Annotated in this window: 21 protein-coding genes, 1 tRNA gene and 1 pseudogene; 14 read left to right on the top strand and 9 right to left on the bottom strand. The window is 62.5% G+C overall.

The features are described from left to right. Position 1: 1 nt before the first annotated feature. Entirely contained in the window at positions 2-799 is a 798-nt protein-coding gene (locus FFS23_RS09195; protein WP_137898381.1) for a metallophosphoesterase family protein, read from the bottom strand. A gap of 162 nt (positions 800-961) precedes the next feature. On the opposite strand from FFS23_RS09195, the gene FFS23_RS09190 reads away from it, so the two are divergent. The 5 genes and pseudogenes from FFS23_RS09190 (at position 962) to FFS23_RS09170 (ending at position 6,728) form a co-directional block, all read left to right on the top strand. Next, a complete protein-coding gene (locus FFS23_RS09190) occupies positions 962-3,094 on the top strand; it encodes a histidine kinase dimerization/phosphoacceptor domain -containing protein (RefSeq protein ID WP_038660780.1) in 2,133 nt (710 codons plus the stop codon). Positions 3,095-3,210: 116 nt separating this feature from the next. Further along, entirely contained in the window at positions 3,211-4,374 is a 1,164-nt protein-coding gene (locus tag FFS23_RS09185) for a GGDEF domain-containing protein (protein ID WP_137898380.1), read from the top strand. A 204-nt stretch (positions 4,375-4,578) separates the two neighbouring features. Further along, a pseudogene (locus tag FFS23_RS09180) lies at positions 4,579-5,235 on the top strand (DUF47 domain-containing protein); the annotation flags it as partial. Between the two features lie 3 nt (positions 5,236-5,238). Beyond that, positions 5,239-6,240 carry an inorganic phosphate transporter gene (locus tag FFS23_RS09175; RefSeq protein WP_038660785.1) on the top strand — a complete coding sequence of 334 codons (1,002 nt, stop codon included), beginning with the start codon at positions 5,239-5,241 and terminating at the stop codon, positions 6,238-6,240. Positions 6,241-6,335: 95 nt separating this feature from the next. Continuing rightward, a complete protein-coding gene (locus FFS23_RS09170; protein ID WP_137898379.1) occupies positions 6,336-6,728 on the top strand; it encodes an MAPEG family protein in 393 nt (130 codons plus the stop codon). A gap of 212 nt (positions 6,729-6,940) precedes the next feature. Here FFS23_RS09170 and FFS23_RS09165 read toward each other — a convergent pair whose 3' ends face one another. Both FFS23_RS09165 and FFS23_RS09160 read right to left on the bottom strand, forming a co-directional pair. Further along, positions 6,941-8,374, bottom strand: a complete 1,434-nt coding sequence (locus tag FFS23_RS09165) for an NAD-dependent succinate-semialdehyde dehydrogenase (RefSeq protein WP_137898378.1) — start codon at positions 8,372-8,374, stop codon at positions 6,941-6,943. Between the two features lie 184 nt (positions 8,375-8,558). Then, complete coding sequence (locus tag FFS23_RS09160; protein ID WP_137898377.1) at positions 8,559-9,791, bottom strand: hypothetical protein; 1,233 nt, start codon at positions 9,789-9,791, stop codon at positions 8,559-8,561. On the opposite strand from FFS23_RS09160, the gene FFS23_RS09155 reads away from it, so the two are divergent. Continuing rightward, entirely contained in the window at positions 9,784-10,173 is a 390-nt protein-coding gene (locus tag FFS23_RS09155; RefSeq protein ID WP_137898376.1) for a hypothetical protein, read from the top strand. The genes FFS23_RS09160 and FFS23_RS09155 overlap by 8 nt on opposite strands. 361 nt (positions 10,174-10,534) lie before the next feature. Here FFS23_RS09155 and FFS23_RS09150 read toward each other — a convergent pair whose 3' ends face one another. Together FFS23_RS09150 and FFS23_RS09145 are read right to left on the bottom strand one after the other, a co-directional pair. After that, complete coding sequence (locus FFS23_RS09150; protein ID WP_137898375.1) at positions 10,535-10,783, bottom strand: hypothetical protein; 249 nt, start codon at positions 10,781-10,783, stop codon at positions 10,535-10,537. Between the two features lie 56 nt (positions 10,784-10,839). Continuing rightward, positions 10,840-11,772: a pepsin/retropepsin-like aspartic protease family protein gene (locus FFS23_RS09145; RefSeq protein WP_137898374.1), complete on the bottom strand. Its 933-nt coding sequence runs from the start codon at positions 11,770-11,772 to the stop codon at positions 10,840-10,842. A 224-nt stretch (positions 11,773-11,996) separates the two neighbouring features. Here FFS23_RS09145 and FFS23_RS09140 point away from each other — a divergent pair, with 224 nt between their 5' ends. Continuing rightward, the gene (locus FFS23_RS09140) at positions 11,997-12,248 is read left to right on the top strand and encodes a hypothetical protein (protein WP_137898373.1); all 252 of its coding nucleotides are present in this window, start codon (positions 11,997-11,999) and stop codon (positions 12,246-12,248) included. 135 nt (positions 12,249-12,383) lie between these two features. Further along, positions 12,384-12,983 (top strand): AbiV family abortive infection protein, encoded by a 600-nt coding sequence (locus tag FFS23_RS09135; protein ID WP_137898372.1) that lies wholly within the window; start codon positions 12,384-12,386, stop codon positions 12,981-12,983. Between the two features lie 969 nt (positions 12,984-13,952). Here the strand turns inward: FFS23_RS09135 and FFS23_RS09130 are convergent. Then, positions 13,953-14,963, bottom strand: coding sequence for a DUF262 domain-containing protein (locus FFS23_RS09130; protein WP_137898371.1), 1,011 nt, complete (start codon positions 14,961-14,963; stop codon positions 13,953-13,955). Positions 14,964-15,197: 234 nt separating this feature from the next. Here FFS23_RS09130 and FFS23_RS09125 point away from each other — a divergent pair, with 234 nt between their 5' ends. Continuing rightward, positions 15,198-16,136 (top strand): abortive infection family protein, encoded by a 939-nt coding sequence (locus FFS23_RS09125; protein ID WP_137898370.1) that lies wholly within the window; start codon positions 15,198-15,200, stop codon positions 16,134-16,136. Positions 16,137-16,650: 514 nt separating this feature from the next. Here the strand turns inward: FFS23_RS09125 and FFS23_RS20075 are convergent. Continuing rightward, a tRNA-Val gene (locus FFS23_RS20075) sits at positions 16,651-16,804 on the bottom strand. Positions 16,805-17,108: 304 nt separating this feature from the next. Here FFS23_RS20075 and FFS23_RS09115 point away from each other — a divergent pair. The 4 genes from FFS23_RS09115 (at position 17,109) to FFS23_RS09100 (ending at position 18,733) form a co-directional block, all read left to right on the top strand. Next, the gene (locus tag FFS23_RS09115; RefSeq protein ID WP_137898368.1) at positions 17,109-17,747 is read left to right on the top strand and encodes a hypothetical protein; all 639 of its coding nucleotides are present in this window, start codon (positions 17,109-17,111) and stop codon (positions 17,745-17,747) included. Between the two features lie 232 nt (positions 17,748-17,979). Continuing rightward, complete coding sequence (locus FFS23_RS09110) at positions 17,980-18,216, top strand: YozE family protein (RefSeq protein ID WP_137898367.1); 237 nt, start codon at positions 17,980-17,982, stop codon at positions 18,214-18,216. Next, a complete protein-coding gene (locus FFS23_RS09105; RefSeq protein WP_137898366.1) occupies positions 18,201-18,470 on the top strand; it encodes a hypothetical protein in 270 nt (89 codons plus the stop codon). Before FFS23_RS09110 ends, FFS23_RS09105 begins: the two co-directional genes overlap by 16 nt. Next, positions 18,467-18,733: a hypothetical protein gene (locus FFS23_RS09100; protein WP_137898365.1), complete on the top strand. Its 267-nt coding sequence runs from the start codon at positions 18,467-18,469 to the stop codon at positions 18,731-18,733. The genes FFS23_RS09105 and FFS23_RS09100 overlap by 4 nt, the downstream gene beginning before the upstream one ends. Positions 18,734-18,908: 175 nt before the next feature. Here the strand turns inward: FFS23_RS09100 and FFS23_RS09095 are convergent, their stop codons facing one another. Continuing rightward, on the bottom strand, positions 18,909-19,538 hold the full coding sequence (locus tag FFS23_RS09095; RefSeq protein ID WP_137898364.1) for an acyltransferase: 630 nt from the start codon (positions 19,536-19,538) through the stop codon (positions 18,909-18,911). A gap of 109 nt (positions 19,539-19,647) precedes the next feature. Between FFS23_RS09095 and FFS23_RS09090 the strand changes: the two genes are divergently transcribed. Continuing rightward, complete coding sequence (locus FFS23_RS09090) at positions 19,648-19,893, top strand: hypothetical protein (RefSeq protein ID WP_137898363.1); 246 nt, start codon at positions 19,648-19,650, stop codon at positions 19,891-19,893. Positions 19,894-20,118: 225 nt separating this feature from the next. Here FFS23_RS09090 and FFS23_RS09085 read toward each other — a convergent pair whose 3' ends face one another. After that, positions 20,119-23,574 (bottom strand): beta strand repeat-containing protein, encoded by a 3,456-nt coding sequence (locus FFS23_RS09085; RefSeq protein ID WP_137898362.1) that lies wholly within the window; start codon positions 23,572-23,574, stop codon positions 20,119-20,121. Positions 23,575-23,582 lie beyond the last annotated feature (8 nt).

The following is a 23,582-nucleotide window of genomic DNA, read 5'->3' as shown; positions in this document are numbered from 1 at the left end:
TTCAGGCCCTCGCGGGGTCTTTCGCGACGTCGGTGACACGCACCGTCTCGCCTGCCGACGCCGTATCGCCGGGCATCGTCCGCGCGATCGTCTCGAAAGCGCCGTTGCGGATGCGGATCTCGTTGAAGGCGGGCGGCGAATTGCGCACCCGCTTCGACAGCGTGCCCGCGCCGATCATCCGGATCGTCCGGCCGGCGCGCTCGACGGGTACGTCGAACGGATCGTGGACGTGGCCCGACATCACCGCGTCCGCGCCCGCCTCGGCAAGCGCGGTCAACGCGCTGTCGCCATGCCGGGTGCTCGCCGTCCCCTTGGTGCCCCCTTCGATCAGCGGATGATGCGCGGCGACGAAGATCAGCCGATCCTTGGGCGCCGCAGCGATCATCGCCAGCGCCTTGCGCAGCGAGCCGGCGCTCACCCGCCCCTTCGACCAGTTCCAGCGCCATTGCGCCCGCGCCGTCGTCTTGAGCGGCACGATCGTCACCCCCGGCAAATCGAGCTCGCGCTCGATCATCTTCTCCACCGCGGCATAACGCTGATACGGGGCCAGTAGCCGGCGGAACGGGTCCCAATAATAGGGTATGTCGTGGTTGCCGACCTCCAAGGTCACCGGGACGCCCAGGCTGCGCAGCCAGTCGCCGCCACGCTGGAATTCGCCACGCGTCGCGCGCATCGTAAGATCGCCGGTCATGATCACCGCATCGGGCCGCTCGGCCGCGACGCGTTCGCCGAACCAGGCGATCGCGTCGGGATCTTCGGCACCGAAATGAACGTCGCTGACGTGGAATAATCTGATCATGGTGCCCGAACGCTGCTGCCGCCCGAAGGCTGCTAATCCCGATCGTCGTTCCGGCACAAGTTCGGCGCTCAGGCACTATCGTATTGATTTGTATCAACACACGTTAATTTGTAATGCGCCATGGGTCGGATCATGTCGGACTGACGAGTTACAACGGTGACAATGGCGATTCCTCTCGAGACCGACCCGACCCTGGACCTCACGGTCTGCGATCGCGAACCGATCCACATCCCCGGTGCTATCCAGCCCCATGGCCTGTTGCTCGTCGCCGCGGCAGGTGGCGAGCATCAGGTGCTCGCCGGCGCCGGCGCGATCGAGGCGCGGCTGGCCGCGGACTGGCAGGGACGCCGATTGTCCGACCTGCTCGGGCAGGACGTCGCGCCGCTGCTCGATCATCTGCCCGGCGGCCTCGACACGGTCGGCCAGCTCCCGGTCGAGGGGATCGGCGAGCGCTTTGTCGCCACGCTGCACCGCACCGGTACGCATCTGCTCGTCGAGCTCGAACCCGTCGCCGACGAGCCGACCTCGGTGGCGACGACGCTCGGCTGGCTCGACGCGGTCGCCGGGAGCTTCGAGCGCGCCGCCGATCTGCAGACGCTCTACGATCGCGCGGCCAGCGCCTTCCGCCGCCTGACCGGCTTCGACCGGGTCATGATCTACCGCTTTCTCGACGACGACGCGGGACAGGTCGTGGCGGAGGATCGCGACCCGGCGCTGGAGACCTTCCGCAACCATCGCTTCCCCGCGTCGGACATTCCCCGCCAGGCACGCGCGCTCTACGTCCGCAACCGGACGCGGGTGATCCCGACGATCGACTATGATCCGGCGCCGCTGCGCCCGGCCGGCTTCGCGCAGCTCGATCTCAGCGACATCGCGGTGCGCCACGTCTCGCCGGTCCATCTGCAATATCTACGCAATATGGGAGTCGAGGCGTCGGCGTCGATTTCGATCGTCAAGGACGGCCTGCTGTGGGGCCTCGTCGCCTGCCATCACAACGGCCCGCGCCGCTTGCCGCCCGATGTACGCAGCACCGGTGCGACGCTCGCCAGCGGCCTCGCCCGCCAGATCCGCGCCAAGGAAGAGGCTGCGGCCTATCGCGAGCGGCTTGCGCTGCGCGTCGCCGAGGATTCGGTCGTGCCGCGACTGAACAGCGAAGAGCCGCTGCGCGCCGCGATCGTCGCGGTGAAGGACGAATTGTGCGCGATGCTCCATGCCGACGGCTTCGCGATGATCGCCGGCGATCAGGTCGAACGATTCGGCCGCTGCCCCGACGATGACGTGCTGGTCGGTATCGCCCGCTGGGTGCGCGAACGCGGCGGCGAGCCGATCGCGACGCACGAGCTCGGCGCGCTGTTGCCGATCGCGCGCGGGCACGAGCAGACGGCGAGCGGCCTGCTCGCGGTACCGCTGCACGAGGAGGATGCGATCCTGCTCTGGCTGCGCGCCGAGACGATCGAGACGATCGAATGGGCGGGCAATCCGCACAAGTCGGTCGCGGTCGAGCCCGGCGCGATGCTGACCCCGCGTGCCTCCTTCGCCGTCTATACCGAGACGGTGAGCGGCCGCTCGCAGCGTTGGACGCTCGAACAGATCGAGGCGGGCCATCGCCTGCGCCGTCGCTTCCACGAAGCGCGCCAGCACCTTCAGGTCCGCATCCTCAACCGCGAATATCATCGCGCCTTGGCGGAGAAGGACGCGCTGCTCGCACAGAAGGACGTCCTGATGAAGGAGGTCAACCATCGCGTGCAGAACAGCCTGCAACTGGTCGCCTCCTTCCTCCGCCTGCAAGCCAAGACCGCCAACAGCACCGTCGTCGCCGATCATCTGGCGGAAGCGCAGGCGCGCCTCGCCGCGGTGGCGCTGGTCCATCGCCGGTTGTACCGCGACGATCAGGTCGAGAGCGTCGACCTGTCGCGCTACATCGAAGAGCTGATCGCCGACATGCGTGTCTCGCTGGGTGCGGAATGGGGCCGGCACATCAAGCTCGATCTCGCGCCGGTGCTGGTGCCCACCGATCGCGCGGTCAACATCGGGCTGATCCTCACCGAGCTGGTCATCAACGCCACCAAATATGCCTATGGCGGCGCCGCCGGCCCGGTGGTGATCGCGCTCGAACAGCATGGCGGCAAGCTGCGGCTGATCGTCGCCGACGACGGCCGCGGCAAGGGCGACGGCGAAGGGTTCGGCAGCCGGATGATGGATGCCATGGTCCAGCGCCTGTCCGGCATCATCGAATTCGGCGACAATGCGCCCGGTCTCCGCGCGATCATGACGGCACCCATCGCAGAAGTCTGACGATCACTGCGGGACGTTGCTATCGACGAGATGCCGAAATCTAAGGAAAACTTTACGGCCATTTGCTAGGACGGACGCGACATCGGCCATCGCGGAACGCCTGCAATGATTTTAACTTGGTATTACAAAGCGATGCGCCAAAGCCGTCGCCGCTGATGGCGATCGTGGCGGCACATGGTTCGCGATGGGCGCGGCTGACGGCATGGTGGGGCAACGGTCCCGCCGCCGCCACCGCCGCCGCGCCCGCAGCCCCGCCGGTGGCGGAACCGCTGGTGACCAGCGTCCGGCGCGCCGCGGCGCGCGAGACGTTCGCCCGCATCGGCGCCTTCCTCGACGCGCACGATTTCGCGCCGACGGTGGATCACTTCCACGTCGCCCGCTGCTACATCCTCGGGGAAGACATCGCGCTGACCCGCGCGGTCGACGATCATATCCGCGAACACGGCCGCCTCGACGCCGCCTTCCTCGCCCGGCCGGTGGTCCGCGAGCTGCTCGGCCCGCTGCATCCCGAGCGCATCGCCGAACTGGCCGACGCGCTCGCCGCGCGGCTGGCGGAATCGGAAACCGCCTTCCGCCAGGGGCAGGCGGCCGCCTCCGACTATGAAAGCGCCCTCATCGCCGAAGCCGCGGCGGTCGGCGCCGATCGCGACGGCGACGCCGACGGCACGATCAAACGCCTGCTCGCGCTCACCAACGAGTCCATCGCCCGCACCCGCCAGCTCGCCGACCAGCTGCGCGAGACGCATCGCGAAACCAACCGCCTGCGTCGCAATCTGCAGGAGGCGCGACGCGCGGCGGACGAGGATCATCTCACCGGCCTGCCCAATCGCCGCTGCTACGACCGCCGGCTCGTCGCGCTGGTCGCGTCGCGCCAGCCGGGGTCGGACCATTGCATCGCGCTCTGCGACGTCGACGACTTCAAGGCGATCAACGACCGCCACGGTCACGAGACCGGCGACCGCGTGCTCAAGCTCGTCGCGCGCAAGCTGACCGCCGGGCTCGGTGCCAAGGTGCTCGTCGCACGCCACGGCGGCGAGGAATTCGCCTGCCTGTTCGAGGATTGCCGCCCCGATCATGCTTTTGCGGCGCTCGACCGGGTGCGCGGCAAACTCGGCGCGCGCAGCCTGATCGACCAGAATTCGGGCGACGGCATCGGTCGCCTCACCTTTTCCGCCGGGATCGCGATGCTCGGTGACGACGTCGCCGCGACGATGCGCGCCGCCGACGCCGCCCTCTACAGCGCCAAGCGCGCCGGCAAGGACCGCATCGTCATCGCCTGAGTTCGTCTGCGCGCGCTTAACCACCCATCCGTGTCGTCTTTTGCGCAGGCCGTGCTAAGATAGCGTCATGCATCGCCCGATCTCCTGCCGTTCGTCCGGAGCGGGTCCGCATCGCGGTCGCGCGTCGCCGTCCCGGGATGATGCATTACCCAGTTTCGGCTTGCGTGGCGGGGCGTCCCGCCCCATGCGCCCCCCGCCCTCTACGAAAGGTTTCTTATGGTAGCCTGGTTCCAGGCGCTGATGCCGAAGCAAGGTCGGTTCTTCGATCAGTTCGAGGCGCATGCCGCCACGCTGGTCGCCGGTGCCGACGCCTTGCAGAAGCTGTTCAGCGGCGACGGTGCGATCGCGGTCCATATCGCCGAGATCGTCGACCGCGAGCATGAGGCGGACGATATCACCCGCGACGTGCTGCAGGATGTCCGCCGCGTCTTCGTCACCCCGTTCGACCGGTCGGCGATCACCGACCTGATCGGCGTCATGGACGATTCGATCGACCAGATGAACCAGACCGCGACCACCATCGCGCTCTACGAGGTGAAGACCTTCGCCGACGACATGCGCGCGATGGTCGACCTCATCGTCGAGGCGGCGCGCGTCACCGCAGAGGCGATTCCGCTGCTGCGCAAGCTCGACGCCAATGCCGGCCGTCTCCACGATCTCACCGCACGGCTGGTGCAGCTCGAGGGGCAGGTCGACGATCATCATGCCAAGGGGCTGCATGCCTTGTTCAAATCCTGCGGCAACGATCAGCCGATGCGCTTCATCGTCGAGCGCGAGATCTACAGCCATCTGGAACGCATCGCCGACCGGTTCGAGGACATCGCCAACGAGATCCAGGGTCTCGTCATCGACCACGCCTAGGCCATGACGATCTCCTTCACGCTGCTCGTCGCGCTGATCGGCGTCGCCTTGCTGTTCGACTTCCTGAACGGCCTGCACGATGCCGCCAATTCGATCGCGACGGTGGTCTCGACGCGCGTGCTCAAGCCGCATCATGCGGTGATCTGGGCCGCCTTTTTCAACTTCATCGCCTTCGCGGTCTTCGACCACAATGTCGCGCAGACCGTCGGCAAGGGCATCGTCAGCGCCACGGTGATCGATCCGCAGGTGATCTTCGGCGCGCTGATGGGTGCGATCGTCTGGAACGTCATCACCTGGCGCTACGGCATCCCGTCGAGCTCCAGCCATGCGCTGATCGGCGGCCTGCTCGGCGCCGGGATCAGCAAGGCCGGCTTCGACGGCGTCGTCTGGGCGGGCGTCGGCAAGACCGTCGGCGCGATCTTCCTGTCGCCGACAGTCGGCATGATCCTCGCTTTGTTGCTGGTGCTCGTCGTCGCGTGGAGTTCGCTGCGGCTGACGCCGATGGGCGTCGACAAACGCTATCGCAAGCTCCAGTTGGTCTCCGCCGCGCTCTACAGCCTCGGCCACGGCGCCAACGACGCGCAGAAGACGATGGGGATCATCACCGTCCTGCTCTATTCGCAGGGGCTGCTCCAGGGCGGCTTCCACGTCCCCTTCTGGGTCGTGCTCTCCTGTCAGGCGGCGATGGCGCTGGGCACGATGTCGGGCGGCTGGAAGATCGTCCACACGATGGGATCGAAGATCACCCGCCTCACCCCCGCGCAGGGCTTCTGCGCCGAGACCGGCGGCGCGATCACACTGTTCATGGCGACCGTTGGCGGCATCCCGGTCTCCTCGACGCACACCATCACCGGCGCGATCGTCGGCGTCGGCTCGGCACGGCGGCTGTCCGCGGTGCGCTGGAACATCGCGAGCCGCATCGTCGTCGCCTGGGTCGTCACCCTCCCCGCCGCCGGCCTGATCGGCGCCACCTTCTACGAGATCGCCGCGCTGCTCTCGCGGTGACCGGCATGACGGGGGGATGCAGCCATCCTCCCGTCCCCCGCGGACCTTCCACCCCGCTCCACCGTTATCGTCCCACACCATCGCGGAGCCGCCCCATGCCGACCGAACTCACCGTCCTCGGCGTGTCCGTCATCCTGCTCGTCGTCCACATCATGCTGCAGGGGCAGACGGCGACCCGCGACCGCGGTCTCGCCTGGAACGCCGGCCCGCGCGACGGCGCCGACGAAAAGCCGCTCGGCCCCCTCGCCGGCCGCGCCGCACGTGCGCTGTCGAATTATCAGGAAACCTATCCCGCCTTCGTCGCGCTGGCGCTCGGCCTCGCGATCACCGGGCAGACCGGCGGGTTCGGTGCGGCCGGTGCGATCCTTTGGCTGATCGCCCGCATCGTCTACATCCCGCTCTACCTGCTCGGCATTCCCTATGTCCGCAGCCTCGCCTGGGTCGCCGCCATGCTCGGCCTGCTGCTGATGCTCGTCCGCTTCTTCTAAACGCCCGCGAGCCCAAGATAAATTTACGTCAGTAACGGACCATTAAGCCCACGGACGTATTGCGGGACATGGCCGATCTTCCCGCCGCGTTCATCCCTGCGCTCACCGTCATCCTGCCGCTTGCCGCGGTGCTCATCGCCTCCGCCTGTGCGGTCGATCTCGGCGAAAGATAAGTCCGGAACCGGGGCCCGTCACGCGAGCCCCGGCCCTCGTCACGCGATATGCACCGCCTTGGTGATCAGATGCGCCGCGATCCCCTCGGGGCCGTCCTCCGATCCGAAGCCGCTGTCCTTGACCCCACCGAACGGCGCATCGCCCCAGCTCAGCCGCACGGTGTTGATCGCGACCATCCCCGCCTCGATCTCGTCACCCAGCCGATTCTGCAAGCGACCGTTCTCGGTGAAGCAATAGGCGCCGAGACCGTAAGGCAGGCGGTTCGCCTCGGCGATCGCATCGTCGGCGCTGGCGAACGATCCGATCAGCGCGATCGGACCGAACGGCTCCTCGTTCATCGCACTGGCGGCGAGCGGCACGTCGGCGAGCACGGTCGGCGCGAAGAAGAAGCCATCGCCCTCGCCCGGCACGCCGCCGGTCAGCAGCCGCGCCCCCGCGCCGACCGCATTCTCGATGATCCCCGCGATCGCCTCCGGCCGGCGCGGATTGGCCATCGGCCCCATCTGCGTGCCTTTCTCCAGCCCGTTGCCGACCTTGATCGCCGCGGTGCGCTCGGCGAAGCCCTTCGCGAAACGCTCGTAGATGCCCTGCTGGACGTGGAAGCGGGTCGGCGCGACGCAGACCTGGCCGGCGTTGCGGAATTTGTGCGCCACCAACGTGTCGAGGGTGCGCTCCAGATCGCAATCGTCGAACACCAGCACCGGGCCGTGGCCGCCCAGCTCCATCGTCGACTTCATTACCGTCTCCGCCGCCAGCTTGAGCAGATGCTTGCCGACCGGCACCGAGCCGGTGAAGCTGAGCTTGCGCGTCACCGGCGAGGCGAGCAGCTGCCGCGATACCGCGTCGGGCACGCCGAACACCAGTTGCGCGACCCCGTCCGGCAGCCCCGCATCCTGGAAGCAGCGCAGGATCTCGACCGCCGCGCCCGGCGTCTCCTCGCTCGGCTTGAGGATCACCGAACAGCCCGCGGCGATCGCCGGCGACAGCTTGCGCACCGGGTTCATCACCGGGAAATTCCACGCGCAGAATGCCGCCACGGGCCCGACCGGCTGATGCAGCACCAGCGAGCGCGTACCCGTCGGCCGCGGCAGCACGCGGCCATAGATGCGCACCGCCTCGCCGGCGTGGAAGTCGAGCAGCGCCGCGGTCGCCATCACCTCGCCCTTGGCCTCGGTATAGGGCTTGCCCTCCTCCAGCGTCGCCAGCCGCGCGAGCAGGTCGGCGCGCTCGCGCACCAGCGCCGCGGTCCGCGACAGCACCGCCGCGCGCTCCTGCGGCGCGGTCGCCCGCCACGTCTTGAAGCCGCGATCCGCCGCCGCCAGCGCCCGGTCGAGATCGGCCGGCGTCGCCAGCGGCACCTCGCCCAGCGTCCGGCCGTTCGCTGGATCGAGCACCGCCTGCGTCTCGCGACCGGACGTGATCCATTCGCCGTCGATGAAGAGGCCGAGGCGCGTATCGTAGGTATCGGTCATAACGTTCCGCTTTCGTCAGGCGTGATGCCCCGCCGCGCGGCAGGACGAACGGTCGCGAGGACGCCGGTGCCACCGACGCCGCCACGGACCACGGCGGCTATGTAGGCGCGCGCGGCGCGGGGTGGAAGGCGGTAGGAGCGGCAGCTGGCGACACGGGCGATAGCCGCCGCGGAAGCTGCACTGTCTAGTGATGTGCATCCGATGCGGAATGCCCACCAAGACGCCGCCATGCCAATTGGATCAGCAATACCATGACGAGGTCCTGAAAGAAGAACTGGCTGACGCTGAGCATGCCGATGATCGGCCCCCAGACGAACATCATCACCCAGACACCTCGTACCAGCAGCACCAATCCGACATAGCGGAAAAGCCCGTGAGGATCCCAGGCGGCAGGCCGCAACGTTATGACGTAACGTGCAAGGAGACACGCGATGACCGTCTCGGCAAACAACAGATAGCTTGGCACCAGGATATTGGCACCGTACGGGACGACGTAGACGTCGGGACGAACGTGCCTCGCCGACCAGGCCAACAATGGTCCTAGAAGCGATGCCAGCGCGGGGTTGAGCCAGAACGTCCCCACGCCTGCCAGTATCACCGCGGCGGCCAGCCGAACCGCCGTGCTGCGTACCAGCAGGACAACAGCGAAGGCGAGCGTCCCAAGCAGCAGGTCGAACAGCCCTTGCTGTACGAACCCGCCCACGGATCCGCGGAAGTCTGTCGTTGCAAAGCCTGCCATCAGTGCGTTCCGGAGGACGCCGTTCATGGTCGCGAACAGCAAACCGACGATCGGGCCGCGTGCGGCGGGATGAAAGCGACGAAGCCACGGTAGAAGAGCCGCCGCCAGCGCGACGAGGCCGAGCGATTGCGCCAGGGGGTAGAACAGGCCGAGCCGGCCTATGCGAGAGGTATCGGGATATGGCACCCAGAGAACCTGAAGCATCACCACGTGGATGCTGAGGGAGATGCCGACGATCGCCGCAACCACGGCCACGAGGGTAAGTGGAGACGGTGCAACGAACCTCGAAGAAGCAGCCATATGCTGGTCGATACAGGCTTCGCCTTCGTCGATCCAGCAAATCGGGTAAAGGCACGGCCCCATTCGCTCTAGGAATGGGCCAATTAAAAGGGACAGGCCATAACGTACCATCCCGAAGGCGCGCTGGGCAGCAGCGCAGCCGCGACTGCCAATTTTTGGTCGTAGCAGGGCCAGCGTCGCTTGCCTCAAAGCGGCGGGTCGTTCAGCTTGCCGGTAGTTCGGCCGGAGCTTGCACGTGCGTTCGTTGATAATCATGGCGATCGTCGGACTAATCGCCGTGAGCTGGTCTTTCGTAAACCATCGCCGACCTCCGTACCGCGTGTCGGGATACAGCGGCACCATCTCTCCCGGTAAGGCCAGTGCGCTGATCGTGACCATGATTGGCATCGCATTGCTCGCACTTGGCGTCGGGAAGACCTGTTCCGGCGACCCAGCCATAGGCGCAACGTGCGCCATCGTCGGGTTTATGCTGGCCTTTTTCATGACGCTGTCGCTGACACACCGGCATGATCTGAGTTGGGACGAAGCTGGAGTTCACGGTCCGTCTCGACTCTTTGGTCCTGCTCTCGGCCTCAGTAGGGCTTCGATCCGTTGGGAAGAGATCGGCACGGTCGGCGCAACAATCACGAGCTTCTGGTTTGTTCAAGCCGGTGACGGGCGCAGAGTGTATTGGAGCTATCTCTATCCCGGATATGGCTCCTTTACCAAGCGCCTGCGGACGAAACGCCCCGATCTGACGCTCCCAAGCGAGCTGAGATGATCGAGGAACATCGTAGGCTTACGCGCTCTTACGCCCCCTTTTCCAACCATGGCCTATTGAGCAGCATCACGGATGAGGAACGACCCTTCGATAAGAAGGACCGGGCCGCGGCAAGGAAAGGCTGATGGAGCGGGTGAAGGGAACACGCCATAAGCGTACATTCCTGAAGGCCCGCGTCTAAAGCCGCCACGTCCGCTTTCGCCCAATTGCGGTCGCCCAAGTGACCAAGTCGCACTGCCGAAAGCCGTCATTCGTTCAGCACGGCCATGCCCGATTTCCTGTCGCCAAGCGGCGATATCGGACAGCGTACGCCGTCAGCCTGATCGATGGGGAGGTTTCCAGCACTACGTTCGTTTTCGGGCTAGCGTACGAGCAAGATCATCGCAAGGCTGAGAAGCGCGATCATCGTGATGCAGATGTAACGGACCGGCTTCCAGCGACTTAGCAAGTAGAGGCCTGCCAAAAAAGCCGTCAGCTGCAAGCCAGCTTCTGCATAGCCATGAATGAAACCAGTCGCCATGCCGTTCCCGGCGAGATCGCTGCTTGTGACTTGACGGTGCAATCCGATCCAGCCCAGAACGACGCACCAGCAGCTCAGCGCGATCATCACGCACGTCAACGTCGTTGGCTTCCACCAAGGCCGCTGGTCGCCAGCCTTACCGGATGTCACCGGATCACGCCGAACCGAACACGTGCGGTCAGATCAAGGATCACGATCCCGTCCCATAGAGGGGCGTTGCCGAGCACTCCATCGGTTGGAACAGGCCAGTCGGCGAAGCTTTCCGGGGCATCAGGGTTCGTGAAGACAGTGACGGTCCCGAGCGGTATGTCACCGAGCATTACGGGTGCTGCGGCAGGTGCGCCGGCGAGCGTGAAAGGCTTACCCCAGGCCGTTCCCTGAATTGCAGAAGGGGCCGCGGCTGTCGTCGCCCGCCCTGTAATGCGCTTCCATGCAGCGATATCAACGTGCAGCGGCATCTCGCTCGATCCGGTGTCGAACACGATCGTGTCGCTCGTGAACGCGCCGGTTCTTATGGGCACATGGAACTTGGCGTTGCGGAGCATGGCGCGGACGAACGTCGCCCTTTGCAGCGGTTCCGGCAGGTCGGCCTCGGCAAACAGACAGAAGCGCTGCCGTGGGTAATCAATGACGGCGATCCGGCCCATCAGCGCCGGCAGCCCAAGCGTCCCGCGCAGGCTTGCATCCTCCTCCATGGCGGGGTTGAGATAGACCTCGGAGCGGTCGACGCTCGCCCCGGATACCTCGAACGTCTTGGCTCGGAACGTCTCGCTCCCTTTCACCGTCCATCCTGCCGTAACCGGGAAAGCACCGTAGAGGATGGTGACGTTGGCTCCGGTGTCGAGCTGCATGGGGAGCGTCCGGCCATTGATGCGAACGGGTACGCTGATGCCGCCGCGTGGCGAGCCCTTGTCGTTCGCCAGCCACGTGAATGCGGAGCATTGCCGCTTGCCAGCCAAGCTTGCGGATGCCTGCGCAAGTGTCGCGTGCGCGGCGGCTTTGGCGGCGGTAACCGGAGCCGGAACAGCCGCTAGCGAAGCAGAGATGACGAATGTGAGAGCGCTGGCGAGCATAGGCATCGCTCGGTCTTAAAGGTCACGCTTTGCGGATCAACCATCCTTTTCGGGAAAAGAGCAGCCTCGCAATGTCGGCTGTTGCCACCGCCCTTCCTCAAAGCCGCCGTTCCGCTTTCCTCCCAATTCCGGTCATTGGCGACGCACGCGGCACGCGCCGAAAGCGGCCGGTCCGCTTTCGCCTAGAAGCAGACATTGCAGGCGGAGCATGGATGTAGCAGTTTGCCGTCGTGACAGAGGCACGCACATTCCTGCTCGCGGCCTTGCGGCACGTCGTCGACGGCGGCGATGTGACGAATGAGGAGCTTGATGCGGCGATCACCACGCCAGCTCGTCTGCGCGGTGCGGAACGCAACGCGTGGCACGGCCTAAGTTACTGGGCCGATGACGACGACATTCGTGCAAAAGACCCAGCTTATGCACCATCGCGGAGGCGACAGCTTGCAAGCCTGCTATCCGCCTTGGAAAACGAGATAGTCTGAGAACGCCCAATAGCGGACATTCGCCGCAGGTATAGGCTCGATTAGTGGGGGTAAGATGGCTATGGTATCCGGCCATAAAAATATAACCACGGCGGAGGATATCTTTGCCATGTTATCTATAACTGGGCTTAATCGATGACAGACGACGATCTGAAAGAGATAGAGCCGATTATTGAGAACTGTGGCGGCCTGATCGATGACGCGCTCCTGCTGGTAGAGGCGGAACGGTATCCGCGCGCATTTGCGCTAAACGTCCTCGCCTTGGAGGAACTTGGTAAGGCCGTCCAGGTCCGTTGGAAGCAGCTCGGCGTAACCACTACGAGGCAAAAGCGAGCAGCTCATATTCAGAAGCAGATGGCGGTCGCGTGCCTGCTAATCGCCGAGAAAGTGCTACCCTTCTACCGAAGGTTCTTCGCGGGTGAAGTCAGCCAGCCGGTGATGATGGTTGAGCTGGCGGCCGCGTTCATAGATTCGGACGAGCGACGATTTTTCGAACGCGTCGCTGCGATCGAGCTGGATCGATCGAAGCAGGTAGGTTTTTATCATGATGACGTGACGGTTGCGACGCACTCTCGCGACGAGATCGACGCCGCCTTCACGCTGCAGCTTTCGCAGACACTCGCCAAGGCGATGCCGCTTCTGAAGAGCGAGATTGCGACACAAGTCGCAGGCATATTCTACGAGATCATGCCGCAGCTCACCGACCAGATACTGGCCGACCGAAACGCCTACTGACCCCGGAGCGGGTGAAACGATCGATCATCGCGTCAAATAGATATTTGTCCGGATTGTTGTTCACAGTGGACGCTGGAGCCTCTCGACGCGACGGCCGAAAGCGGCCTGTCTGCTCGCGCTCACAGCGGACATTGCCCCCCCCTACTGGGCTGGAGCCGGTTTGCACGAGGGGGAGCGGAGCGAGTGAAGGGAACACGCCATAAGCGTACATTCCTGAGGGCCAAGGTATGAACCTTCGCAGTGGCCACCGGCGTATAACGCTCGCTACCACGCCGAACCTTGTCAACATTGAAGGACGCTGACCGTCGCACGCCTAGCAGCAATAGGCTAACTTCAATCGCTAATGGTCAGCTTTAATGTTCAACCTTTTGTCAGCACCCGCATGTAGACGCGCGCCTGTCGAATTAGCTTTTCAACGAGAGGTGGCACCGATACTCGAGAAGATAGCAGGAGCGTTCCACATGTAACCCCTCGAACATTTGCACCATAGTACCGGCTCGTCACCTTCTTATAATTTCGACGAGTGCCGTCATTTTTGTGGGCAATGTGATTCCGAATATATCGAACCTCCGTCAAAAAAGCCGCGAAATTGATCATAGTTTGATAGCATGGGTCAGCCCCGTCTACGATGTGCCTAACATTCTCCCTTACTTCGGCACCATCGTTCCAAGGCAAACTTCTTGGCCTTGGTCGATTTAGTAGTCGCATCGCTGAAACGGCGGCTGGACTGCTTGCGTAGGGACCGCTCACTAGCAGCGGCGCAGAACCGTCAAGGTACGTAGAGCCGCAGGCGATCCGACAGAAAGCGACCTTCGTTCCATTTTCGATCAGTATGGCCAGGCGGAGCAAAACCACCTCAGCGATCACCTTTTGGTGAGCCGGTGCCAACGTCCCGGTAGAACCTAACAGAGCTAAGAGCCGGTCGGTTTCGCTTCGAAATGTGGCGTAATCGGCAGGCCAGCCGGCCATCTATCGAAGCGCAGCACGGATGACCTCATCACGTTTGCGTCGCGCCGCGAGACGATGAAGATTACCGCCGGTGAACGCCTCCACTAGCTGAAGCTCCATACCCATCAGTTCGCCCGCTGCACGAGCAGCAACCGCCTGCGCGTCAATCGCACGCATTGCTGCCGCTAGGCGATCCCTATTCGGCATATTATCACGTAGGCTGTCGAGCACGATCATCAAGCTGAAGGCAACCTGATACTGACTAAAAACAGTGTCCCTGAATAGCTCTGACTGCATTTCTGCCAGCAACTGAAAAATTCGCTCCATCCGCGAAGTGAGGTCAAGAGCAGCCTCAAATTCAGCATCATACAATTTGTAGTAGCGGTCTATCTTCGGCGCAGAATAATCCTGAAGCCCTTCAATCATGTTGATTGCAAGATCGGATATAAATTGAACTTCAACCATCCTAGAGATGTCACTGGCCGAGAAGATTGACGTTGCACGCCAGAACGGCACACGCGCTGCCGCCTGCTGCAAACTGAACTGCTTAAATTCGCCGCTGTATTGCGCATTTCTCTTTTCTTGCGGATTCAACGTCTTCGAGATAGAATTTATTCGACCAAATATTTCAATGACATCGCGGTCATCAGCTCCAATGAGATAGCCAACAGAAACCGCGGTTGCTAGAAATGCCTCCTTCTCACCCCTTGCGAGTTCGGAATATAAAACTTTCCTAGGGTGACTCGGATGCTTTGCTGCAAATTCATCGAGTCGATATGAAATGATTGTTCGAATGCGCTGCTGACCATCCACCACTTCCTTGACGCTGCGTTCATTTTCGATGTCAATTTGGTGCCTGATGTACAAGCTTGGAACTGGCTTCTGCTCTAATATGCTGTTGATTAGGTAAGCTTTTTGCGGCGTAGACCACACGGACCTCCGCTGGTACCATGGATTTAGGTCAAGTGTCCGATCGGTATTCGACGCGATCAGGTCTTGAATTAGCAGGGATTGATAGTCTACGCGGTCCATGCCTGCACGGTATCGGCACCATCGGCTGTCGTCCACCCTACAGGTCGTACAAGCCACCGCTTAGCCATAAAAGCGAACCGTCGAGCGCGATCTCACTTTCGCTTAAATCGACACAACCGTTCACTTGGCGCACGATTCGCATCGAAATGCCAGCCGACGCCATTTAAAGAACGAACCAAGCGCCTGCAGCAAGCCAAGTGGCTTCCAAACCGCGGCAGACTTTCAGGAGTAGAAATGGCTATCTGGAACCTATTCTCGCAGCGCGAAGAAGAAGCTGCCAACGCGGGTGTAACCGACGTTTACCAGTATGATGAAGTGCCAGGCCCTCTGCGAATCCAAGTTGCGCAGATTGCGACAGAGGGTATCGGTTTGGGAAGTAGCTCGTCTGGATATATGATGAGCCAAAGCAACGAATGGTGGGATGAACTCGAAGGGATATTTTTACGAGAAAAGGGCATGCATAGTTTAAATCGGCGCGAAGATGCTCGACTCCGCTTCCTTAGCTTCATGGAGACGTGCTCGGTAGCAGATTGGCTTGATATGCTGGAGCTAATCGCGGTTGGCATCAATATCGTCGGACAGCCAGATAGCCACAATCACCGTTATGCATGGGGACTGGTAGATCAGGGTGAGAAACTGATCGAGGAGATCAACTATCGATTACGTCGAGCAAAACTAGGTTTCCAAATTGAGGATGCGCGACTTGTACGAGTTGATAGCCAATTTATACATGCAGAGGTCGTCAAGCCCGCACTTGCCTTATTGTCAAAGGCCGGCTTCGAAGGGCCATCCAATGAGTTTCGTGAAGCACACCGACACTATAGGGATGGAGACTACCGCCAGGCAGTAGCGATGGCAGCAAATGCATTTGAGAGCACATTTAAAGCGATTTTTGACAAAAAAGGGTGGTCGTATAAAAAGGGCTCCAGAATCTCTGACCTAGTAAAGGTTGGTAGGGCTCACGGTCTGTGGCCGGATTATCTAGATGCCTCATTCGATCAGTTGCTGGCGACACTTCAGTCTGGACTGCCGAAAATACGCGATAATGACGCAGCGCACGGGCAAGGCTCTGAACCGAAAGAGCTACCAGCCTACGTTGCCGCCTTCGCGCTTCATCTCGCCGCAAGCAAGATCGTATTCATCGTCGGTGCAGCAACCCACCCTGGCACTTAATCTTGAAAAAAATTGGCGTTGATCGGCCGCTCCTTAGCCGTGGAGCCGAAAAGTCGTACGTTTTCAATGGCGGTTGCCGCTTTCACCCGCCATTTCGGATCATTGTAAATCAATGACTTATCCGTGCGGGGGAATCGATCTACGCTGCAATGGCCGGTGGAGTGGGCACTAGGAACGAACGAGATCTTAGGGCTTTGGTGACAACGCTAAGGCAAAGGCGTAGCTGCCCACATGCTCGCTCCAATTCATCGTCAAAGGTGTCATGGCAAAGTCTTACCATCTGCTCATTCTCCCTGTTCTCCTCGCGGGTTGTCACAAATTGACTCCCGAGCAGCAGGCATTCGCGGCAAAAGCGGAAGCTGCTACTAAGAAATTCGGTCTCTCAAAACCGCTAGAAGCCGAAGTTGTAAGTCGCGATATGACGCTTAACGAACGTCGCGCTTGCGGACATATCTCAGCTGATGACGAGTGGACTTACGTCGAGGTGGCCGGCAAAGGTGCAACGCTGTTCCGCCGGGCGACAAAGGACTCGGAGGTGGCTATATCCAACTGCCAAGATCCAAAGAACCTAACGCGGGTGCCGAGCGGATTCAGCCGCTGGCTTTCTTTCCCGTGGTAAGGATTGTCTCGGTGTAAACGAGACGCTCTACCAACTGAGCTAATCGCCCCCTCTCGGGAGACCCGCGTAATACCGCCATTTTTCGGCCGATCAAGCGGCGGTTTTGCGGACCCGAACGGACCAACAGGGAAACGACGGGACCCGCGAGTCCCGCACTATTCCCGAACCCAATAAGGGGCACGGGATAGCCTTAGCATTGCGCTGAGTCGCCCTCCCGCAGTTCCGAGGGCGGCCCCGTGCGGGCTTTAACCAGAGGTTTGAGTGTGCCACGTTCAGGCATGACAAACGGCCCCTCGCTTCCATCTTTTCCAGCTAGACCTACCGATTCAAGCGACAAATCGTCATCAGCGACCATGTTTCATGTACCGGGAGCGCTTGAGCATCCAGCGTTTAAAGCTGCGACGGCGATGTCTGCTTCTCTTCTAGTAATTGGCGCAGCCGCTGCATACTTGGCTGGCTGGTCTCAACGATCGATCGTATTTAACGCATTCGGATTATCACCGTCGATGCTTGAAGAGTCGATCCAAGCCACCATGGTTCGTGGTTATCGCTCGTTGGTAGCCCTCCTTATCCTCACGGCAATTTGGATTGCTGCTTTAGATTTTTTAATTGGCAAGATTTGGAAGCTAAGCCACGCCATAGGCGGCTCTAAAGCGATTCGTCTGTCAAATGCGATGATGAGGCGCGCGAGCCGAATGGGAAACACGCTATTTATCTTTAGCGCGACCACCGCTCTCCTAGTGCTTGGCATTGCCGCTGGCGACATTGCAGGCGCATTTGAGGTTCGACAAACCCTCAACGAGGTTCGGTCAGATTGCAGAAGATGCTATATATATAAGACAGCACACGGTAGCATAACGGCACTCCCGCTGGCGGGGGATAAGACTAATCTTATCGTTGCATCCAGAAATGGCGCTCAGATTATCTTGGTTGCCGACATTCGTTCGACAACACGACGCGCGCCACTGAGGAAAGTTTTCGCATGGCCATGAAGAGACCGCGGCATTACCCTTAACTCCCGCCACCCCACGCTTTAGCCGTGGAGCCGGAAAGTCGTTTGTTTTCAACGGCGGTTGCCGCTTTAGACCCCGAAACCAGATCATTGTAGATCAATGGGTTACGGGTGCGGGTGCATCGCACGCGCCCGATCTGGCGTTCACGGCTTGGAGAACAGACCTAGAACATCTATCTAACTGATGACGCGAGTCTCAGGAGGATATGACCATGGCCACGGCCTGTGATCACGACGACGTCGAGCGGGAGCCGTTCGGCAAATGGCTGATGAAGCAGCGCGAGCGCGGCGGGTTCGTCGGCCAGCTCGCGAACAGCGCGGCGCAGGATCGCACGTTCCCGAGGAGCGGCACCTATGAGGACGCCCGCAAGTGGATGCAGGCGCAACGCGCCAGCGGCGACGACTGGGAGGCGCTGGAGGACGCGGAAAGCGCGTGGCTGGCGTCGTGATCGCCGGCACCGCGAAGCATCGCAACGGCACGCCCGATCCGCGCGAGGCGCTGGCAGCGGTGATCGACGGCAGCCGGGACAGCTACGCGGCGCTGTCCCGCATGCTCGATCGGCCGCCCCACTACCTGCGGCGGTACGTCGTCGAGGGCATTCCCCGCGCGCTTCGCCCCGACGAGCATCGCCGCCTCGCGGACTATTTCGGCCTGACCGAACGCGCGCTCGGCATCCGGGACCTATGGGCCGACCAACCGTGAGGCTGCTCACCCGCGAGCAGCTGCGGACGCAGGTCTGGGTCGCGTTGACCGTGCTCGAGCCATACGAGAAGCGCGCGCTCGGCGTGGTCGTCGAGCAGACCCGGAAGGACGTGACCGAAGATCTGGTCCTCCGGATCATGGGCGAGCCGGAAAGCGAGACGGTGATCCTCCAGCCAGATCTCGTCGGCTCCCCCTATTCGCGCGTCGGCGTATGGAACGTCGACGAGCCCCATCCGCACCCTGACATGGTGAGGCCCCGATGAGCCGTTGCCTTCTATGCACCAGCAACGACATTGAAGCCGTGAACGAGCACCTTGCGGAGAAGCTATGGGATAGCCGGATCGCGCGGATCGAGGATCCAATACCGTGGAGCGAAGCTGGAGCGACATGGCAGGCTGCATTTCGGGAGCTCGCTGTGGCCGCGCGGCAGGCGCTTAGTCAGGCGTGATTAGCTGGGTCGATGTTGTGCCGGCGCTTGGCCAAGCTCGGCGCGATATCAATAACACCCTCTCCGAACTTTGACTCGTCACCCTGACCGTTTCCCAGCTCTCTAATCCGGCGGGCTCTTACGGTACCGCTCGGCCCGGCAGCGTTGACGTAAAGACCGTTCGGTTCGGTGTCTTCGGTCACCACGCACCCTGCCCCAATCATGCAACCTGAAGCGATCGTCACGCCGGGGTTCACCGTCACACGTGCCATAATCCAAGTGCCGGTTTTTACGGTGATTGGGGCAACGATGATACTGGGCGACGATCGGCGCTCTGGATTGCCGCTATGCGGGTGGGAACTGGTCGTAAAGATGCTGTATGCCGCAACCCGTGCACCGTCTTCGAGCGTCAATCGGGCACCGCCATCATAATACGCGAAATTGTTTAGCATCGCATTCCGCCCCATCACGATGTCAGCAGATGCAAGCCAGCAGGAATGACGAACGGTAGCCGTCGGATGTATTTGCGCCCCAGCGTAGTTCAGGAGCGCACGCCTCATTCGATCAGGGAGGAATTTGGAACCCTGAACTCGAAGAATCACCGACCGGAATTTAGTTCGTTTCCATCCCGCTTCACTCATTCCGAATCCTCCGACACGATACCTCGCCAATGGCAGGGTTCCTGACCTAAGATCAAGCTTATAACAGTTTTGTCATGAACGTTATACTCCAGCTGGCCAACGTCTCGTCGTGAGGTGCATCTTTCGTTTGATCGGCTGCGTAACTCTCAGTGGACAGAGAATTCCGGTATGCGGCTTCAAGCCGTACAGCTATGACGCGGCAACCAACCGGGGCGTTCCCGAAGTGGGACAGTGGGGGCGGATGATGAAGAGAGTTGTCGAAATTGCTGAGGTGCTCGTAGGAGTGCCGGTCTTGTTGGTTCTGATCGCCGCCGGCATGCTCGTCACGATCTTCCGCGACACATCTGTAGGCTGAAACAAAAAAGGGCGGTTCCGGCCCGCTTCAGCGCCGCACTCCCTACCCTAGCGATCAACTTACACCTCGTTTAGAGAGGCGGATCATTGGTCGCTATGAGGTAGAACCATGATCCGCCGGGCTCTCGACAATTCTGCCGTCCAATGGGTGCTGGTAGTGCTCGTGCTAGCTGTAACCCTTTTCGGGTTTACCGCTTAAGCAAGCGCGTCGCTCAAGCGGAAACCGTTAGATCGGCGTGACCGTGAAGTTGTCCCACCGAACGCCGGTCGTATCCGTCGGCGTTGACGAGCCGGACTGGCGCACGCCGGCATAGCCCGCAGAGGTGTAAGTCCCCGCATCACCGACATAGGCGCCGATCGTAACGCCATCGACGATCAGGGTGGTCGTGACCTTGTTGGTGGACGTATCGAGCCTGAACTGCACCTTCACCTTGTAGGTGACGTTGTCGGTGACATTCGCAGAGGCGACGTCCGTCTTGTTCGAGTAGCCGTTGCCGGTGACCGGACCGATCGACCAGATCCGACCAAGCGACCCGTAGAAACCCGCCTGGAAGCGGTTCGCGCCGTCCTGCGAGCCGTGGCCGATGAGGAAGGCATTCTGGTTATTCGAGCCGCTATTGAGGAAGATGAGGTCGCCTTCGACATCGTAATTCGGCGACGACACGGCCGTATCGACCATGATGACGCCGCTGCCATCGGCGCGCATCTGGCCTCCGCTGGTCGTCCAGGTCCCCGACTTGGCCGACCAAACTTGCCCGGTATCAAGCGCGCGACCGCTGATCGCCGTCCCGTCTGCCGCCGTGAAGGTGTCCTTCATGGTGGTGGACGTGGGAGTCGGCGAAGGCGTGGGGGTGGCGATTGCGGCGATACCGACCGGCCCCGATAATGTCGGCTGCAGCTGACGCCCGATCGAAATACCGTCGGCGTTATACGTGTCGTAGATCATGTTTGCCGCCGCACCGCTGCCCGACGGGTCGGGATGACGGAGCCAATGCAAGTCAAGCGCCGTGCTGCCCGGATCGGCCGACAGGGTGACGGTGATCTTCGTTCCGCTGGCGGCAAGACTCGCGATTGCCAGCGCAGTCGCCGACGTGCCGGCCGCGAAAACGGCAAAGCGATCGGTCGGGCTGCCGACGAGCGACACGGCCGCCGACGTGGTGAGCGTGATCGCGACGCCGGAGCGGGTGCCAGAAACGATCGTCGGCCCCTGATCGGTGGCAGCGGTGGTGGCACGATGGAGGTGACGGGCAAGGGTGATGCTGCCCGGCTGCCCCTGGTGAACGGCGTCCTCAAGCACGACATCGTGCGGTTCGAGGTAGGTCGCTCCATTCGACGCCGACCAATCAAGCGCCGCCTTGCGGATCGTCTGCACCGAAGCCGTCGAGCCTGCACCGCCCGAGGTCCGGGTCGCCATCGTCGTCACGTAGCGCTCGAACGACGAACCACGGGCTGCATTCCGCGCCGCCAGATCGCCGAAGATGCCGCTAAGCCCCGTCTGATAGGCCGCAGCGCTGGTGCCGCCGCCGGCGTCGTCGCCGCCCTGGTGCCAATAGAAGGCCTCGAAGCCGCCGGCCGCCTCAAGGACGGCGCGCAGGTCGGCGTTGTTTGTCTGCCCCGGCTGCCACGTCGAGATGGCTGTCGCACCAACAGCGTGGCCGATCACGCCGCAATTGACGCCACGATCGGCGACCTGCCGGCGGAGGAACTCGGCGACGAAGGTGCTGTCATAATTTGAGCTATCGGCGGGGACGGCCCAGGCCGGGGTTGTGACACTGCGCGAGCTGTCAGAATAGCGAGCGAAGACCGCGCTATTCGGCTCGATCGACACCCCAAGCGAAGCGTTGGTGCCACTGTAGGACGGCATCTTGCCGAACTGCCGGACGGCCTGCGACTGACCCGACATGGCGACGAGGCGACCCATACCAACTAGCACGGTGCCGTTCTTCCACGTCGATCCGTCGGCAGAGAGGTCGAGATAAAACCATCCGGCGCGGGCATCGATGCCCGTGACCTGAAGAGTCTGCGCACCCGTTGCGGTGAACGCGGGAAGTGCGGTGCTCGCCTGAAGAATCGAACCGTCAGCCGCGCGCGTCCGAAACCGGGGGGTACCAAGCGATGCGACGTTGACGGCAACCGAGATCGTGCCAGCGCCCTTACCCTGCCCGCCGCCGGTAAGGGTCTGACGCTGATAGATGCGATTCGGCGCGGCGAGTTGCGTCATGGTGAAGTCGGCGCCGGCCGATGCCGAAACAGTTACGGACACTGCCGACGACTGCGTGGTGCCGCCCGAGCCAGTCGCGACCTCCCTATAGACCAGCGTGCCGGCAAAGGTGGGCGTCGCGGTGACGCTGGTGCTAATCACCGTCCCATCGAGCGTCCACGAACGCGATGAAACCGTCCCGTTCGATACCGTCCCGGGGGTGGCAGTGAAGGTGGTTCCCGCCGCATCGCCGCTCGGGCTGACAGTCGGCTGCGCGGTGAAGGCCGGCGCAGGCGTCGCTGCCGCTGCCGATACGGTGACAGACACCTCCGACGACTGCGCGGTGCCATTCGAGCCGCTCGCGACCTCCTGATAGACGAGCGTGCCAGCGGAAGCAGGCGTCGCGGTAAGGCCGCTGCTGATAACGGTTCCGTTGAGCGTCCACGAACGCGAGGCAATCGAGCCGTTCGACACGGTGCCCGGTGTGGCGGTGAAGGTCGTCGAGCCAGCAGCGCCGCTGCTTGGGCTGATCGTCGGCTGTGCAGTGAAGGCTGGCGCGGGCGTGACCGCCGCCGCCGCTACCGTGACGCTGCGAATGGTTGACGTTGCCGTGCCTCCCGTGCCGGTCGCAGTCTCCTGATAGGTCAGCGTGCCGGCCGCGGCCGGTGCGGCGGTAAGGGCGGTGCTGATCACGCTGCCGTTGAGCGACCACGCGCGCGACGTGACGGTGCCGTTGCTGACGGTACCGGGCGTTGCAGTGAAGGTCGTCGCGCCGGCGGTGCCGCTGCTCGGGCTGATCGACGGCTGCGCCGTGAAGGTAGGCGCGGCCGCGGCTGCGGTTGCGACGGTGACTTGCACAACCGTCGACTGCATGGCGCCGCCCGAGCCGGTCGCCGTCTCTTGATAGGACAGCGTGCCGGACGATGCCGGCGACGCAGTAAGCCCGGAGCTGATCACCGTGCCGTTGATCGTCCACGATCGCGAGGTGATTGAGCCGTTGCTGACCATGCCGGGGGTGGCGGTAAAGGTCGTCGCGCCAGCCGTGCCGCTGCTTGGGCTAATGCTTGGTTGCGAAGTGAAGGCGGGAGCCGGCGTCGGCGTAGCGGTAGCCGCAGCAACCGCCGCAACCTGTACCGTCGAAGTGGTCGTCCCGCCGGCGCCCGACGCGGTCTCCTGGTAGGTGAGCGTGCCCGACGATGCCGGCAGCGCGGTAATGCCGTTGCTGATCGCGGTGCCATTCAGCAGCCAGACGCGCGAGATGACAGCGCCGTTGCTGACGACGCCCGGCGTTGCTGCGAAGAGCGTCGTGCCAGCCGTACCGCTGGTCGGGCTTAGGCTCGGCTGCGTCGTGAACTTAGGCGCCGGAACCGCCACTGGAACGCCGGCTGCTTCAAGCGCGGTGACGCGGCCGATCAGCGCATTTACCGTGTCGCGCCAGTCTCGGGCGGACGCATTATTCGGGATATTCGTCAGCACGGACATGCGCGGAC

The organism is Sphingomonas sp. 2SG, from assembly GCF_005503285.1.
Lineage (GTDB): Bacteria > Pseudomonadota > Alphaproteobacteria > Sphingomonadales > Sphingomonadaceae > Sphingomonas > Sphingomonas taxi.
Note: the sequence above shows the minus strand (reverse complement) of the source record. Positions and strands in the feature narration are given on the sequence as shown.

What these genes read in the sequence shown, in the direction of transcription:
- FFS23_RS09195 (WP_137898381.1), bottom strand. Translation starts at nt 799, where the DNA reads ATGATCAGATTATTCCACGTCAGCGACGTTCATTTCGGTGCCGAAGAT.
- FFS23_RS09190 (WP_038660780.1), top strand. Translation starts at nt 962, where the DNA reads ATGGCGATTCCTCTCGAGACCGACCCGACCCTGGACCTCACGGTCTGC.
- FFS23_RS09175 (WP_038660785.1), top strand. Translation starts at nt 5,239, where the DNA reads ATGACGATCTCCTTCACGCTGCTCGTCGCGCTGATCGGCGTCGCCTTG.
- FFS23_RS09170 (WP_137898379.1), top strand. Translation starts at nt 6,336, where the DNA reads ATGCCGACCGAACTCACCGTCCTCGGCGTGTCCGTCATCCTGCTCGTC.
- FFS23_RS09165 (WP_137898378.1), bottom strand. Translation starts at nt 8,374, where the DNA reads ATGACCGATACCTACGATACGCGCCTCGGCCTCTTCATCGACGGCGAA.
- FFS23_RS09160 (WP_137898377.1), bottom strand. Translation starts at nt 9,791, where the DNA reads ATGGTCACGATCAGCGCACTGGCCTTACCGGGAGAGATGGTGCCGCTG.
- FFS23_RS09145 (WP_137898374.1), bottom strand. Translation starts at nt 11,772, where the DNA reads ATGCCTATGCTCGCCAGCGCTCTCACATTCGTCATCTCTGCTTCGCTA.
- FFS23_RS09135 (WP_137898372.1), top strand. Translation starts at nt 12,384, where the DNA reads ATGACAGACGACGATCTGAAAGAGATAGAGCCGATTATTGAGAACTGT.
- FFS23_RS09130 (WP_137898371.1), bottom strand. Translation starts at nt 14,963, where the DNA reads ATGGACCGCGTAGACTATCAATCCCTGCTAATTCAAGACCTGATCGCG.
- FFS23_RS09125 (WP_137898370.1), top strand. Translation starts at nt 15,198, where the DNA reads ATGGCTATCTGGAACCTATTCTCGCAGCGCGAAGAAGAAGCTGCCAAC.
- FFS23_RS09115 (WP_137898368.1), top strand. Translation starts at nt 17,109, where the DNA reads ATGTTTCATGTACCGGGAGCGCTTGAGCATCCAGCGTTTAAAGCTGCG.
- FFS23_RS09110 (WP_137898367.1), top strand. Translation starts at nt 17,980, where the DNA reads ATGGCCACGGCCTGTGATCACGACGACGTCGAGCGGGAGCCGTTCGGC.
- FFS23_RS09095 (WP_137898364.1), bottom strand. Translation starts at nt 19,538, where the DNA reads ATGAGTGAAGCGGGATGGAAACGAACTAAATTCCGGTCGGTGATTCTT.
- FFS23_RS09085 (WP_137898362.1), bottom strand. Translation starts at nt 23,574, where the DNA reads ATGTCCGTGCTGACGAATATCCCGAATAATGCGTCCGCCCGAGACTGG.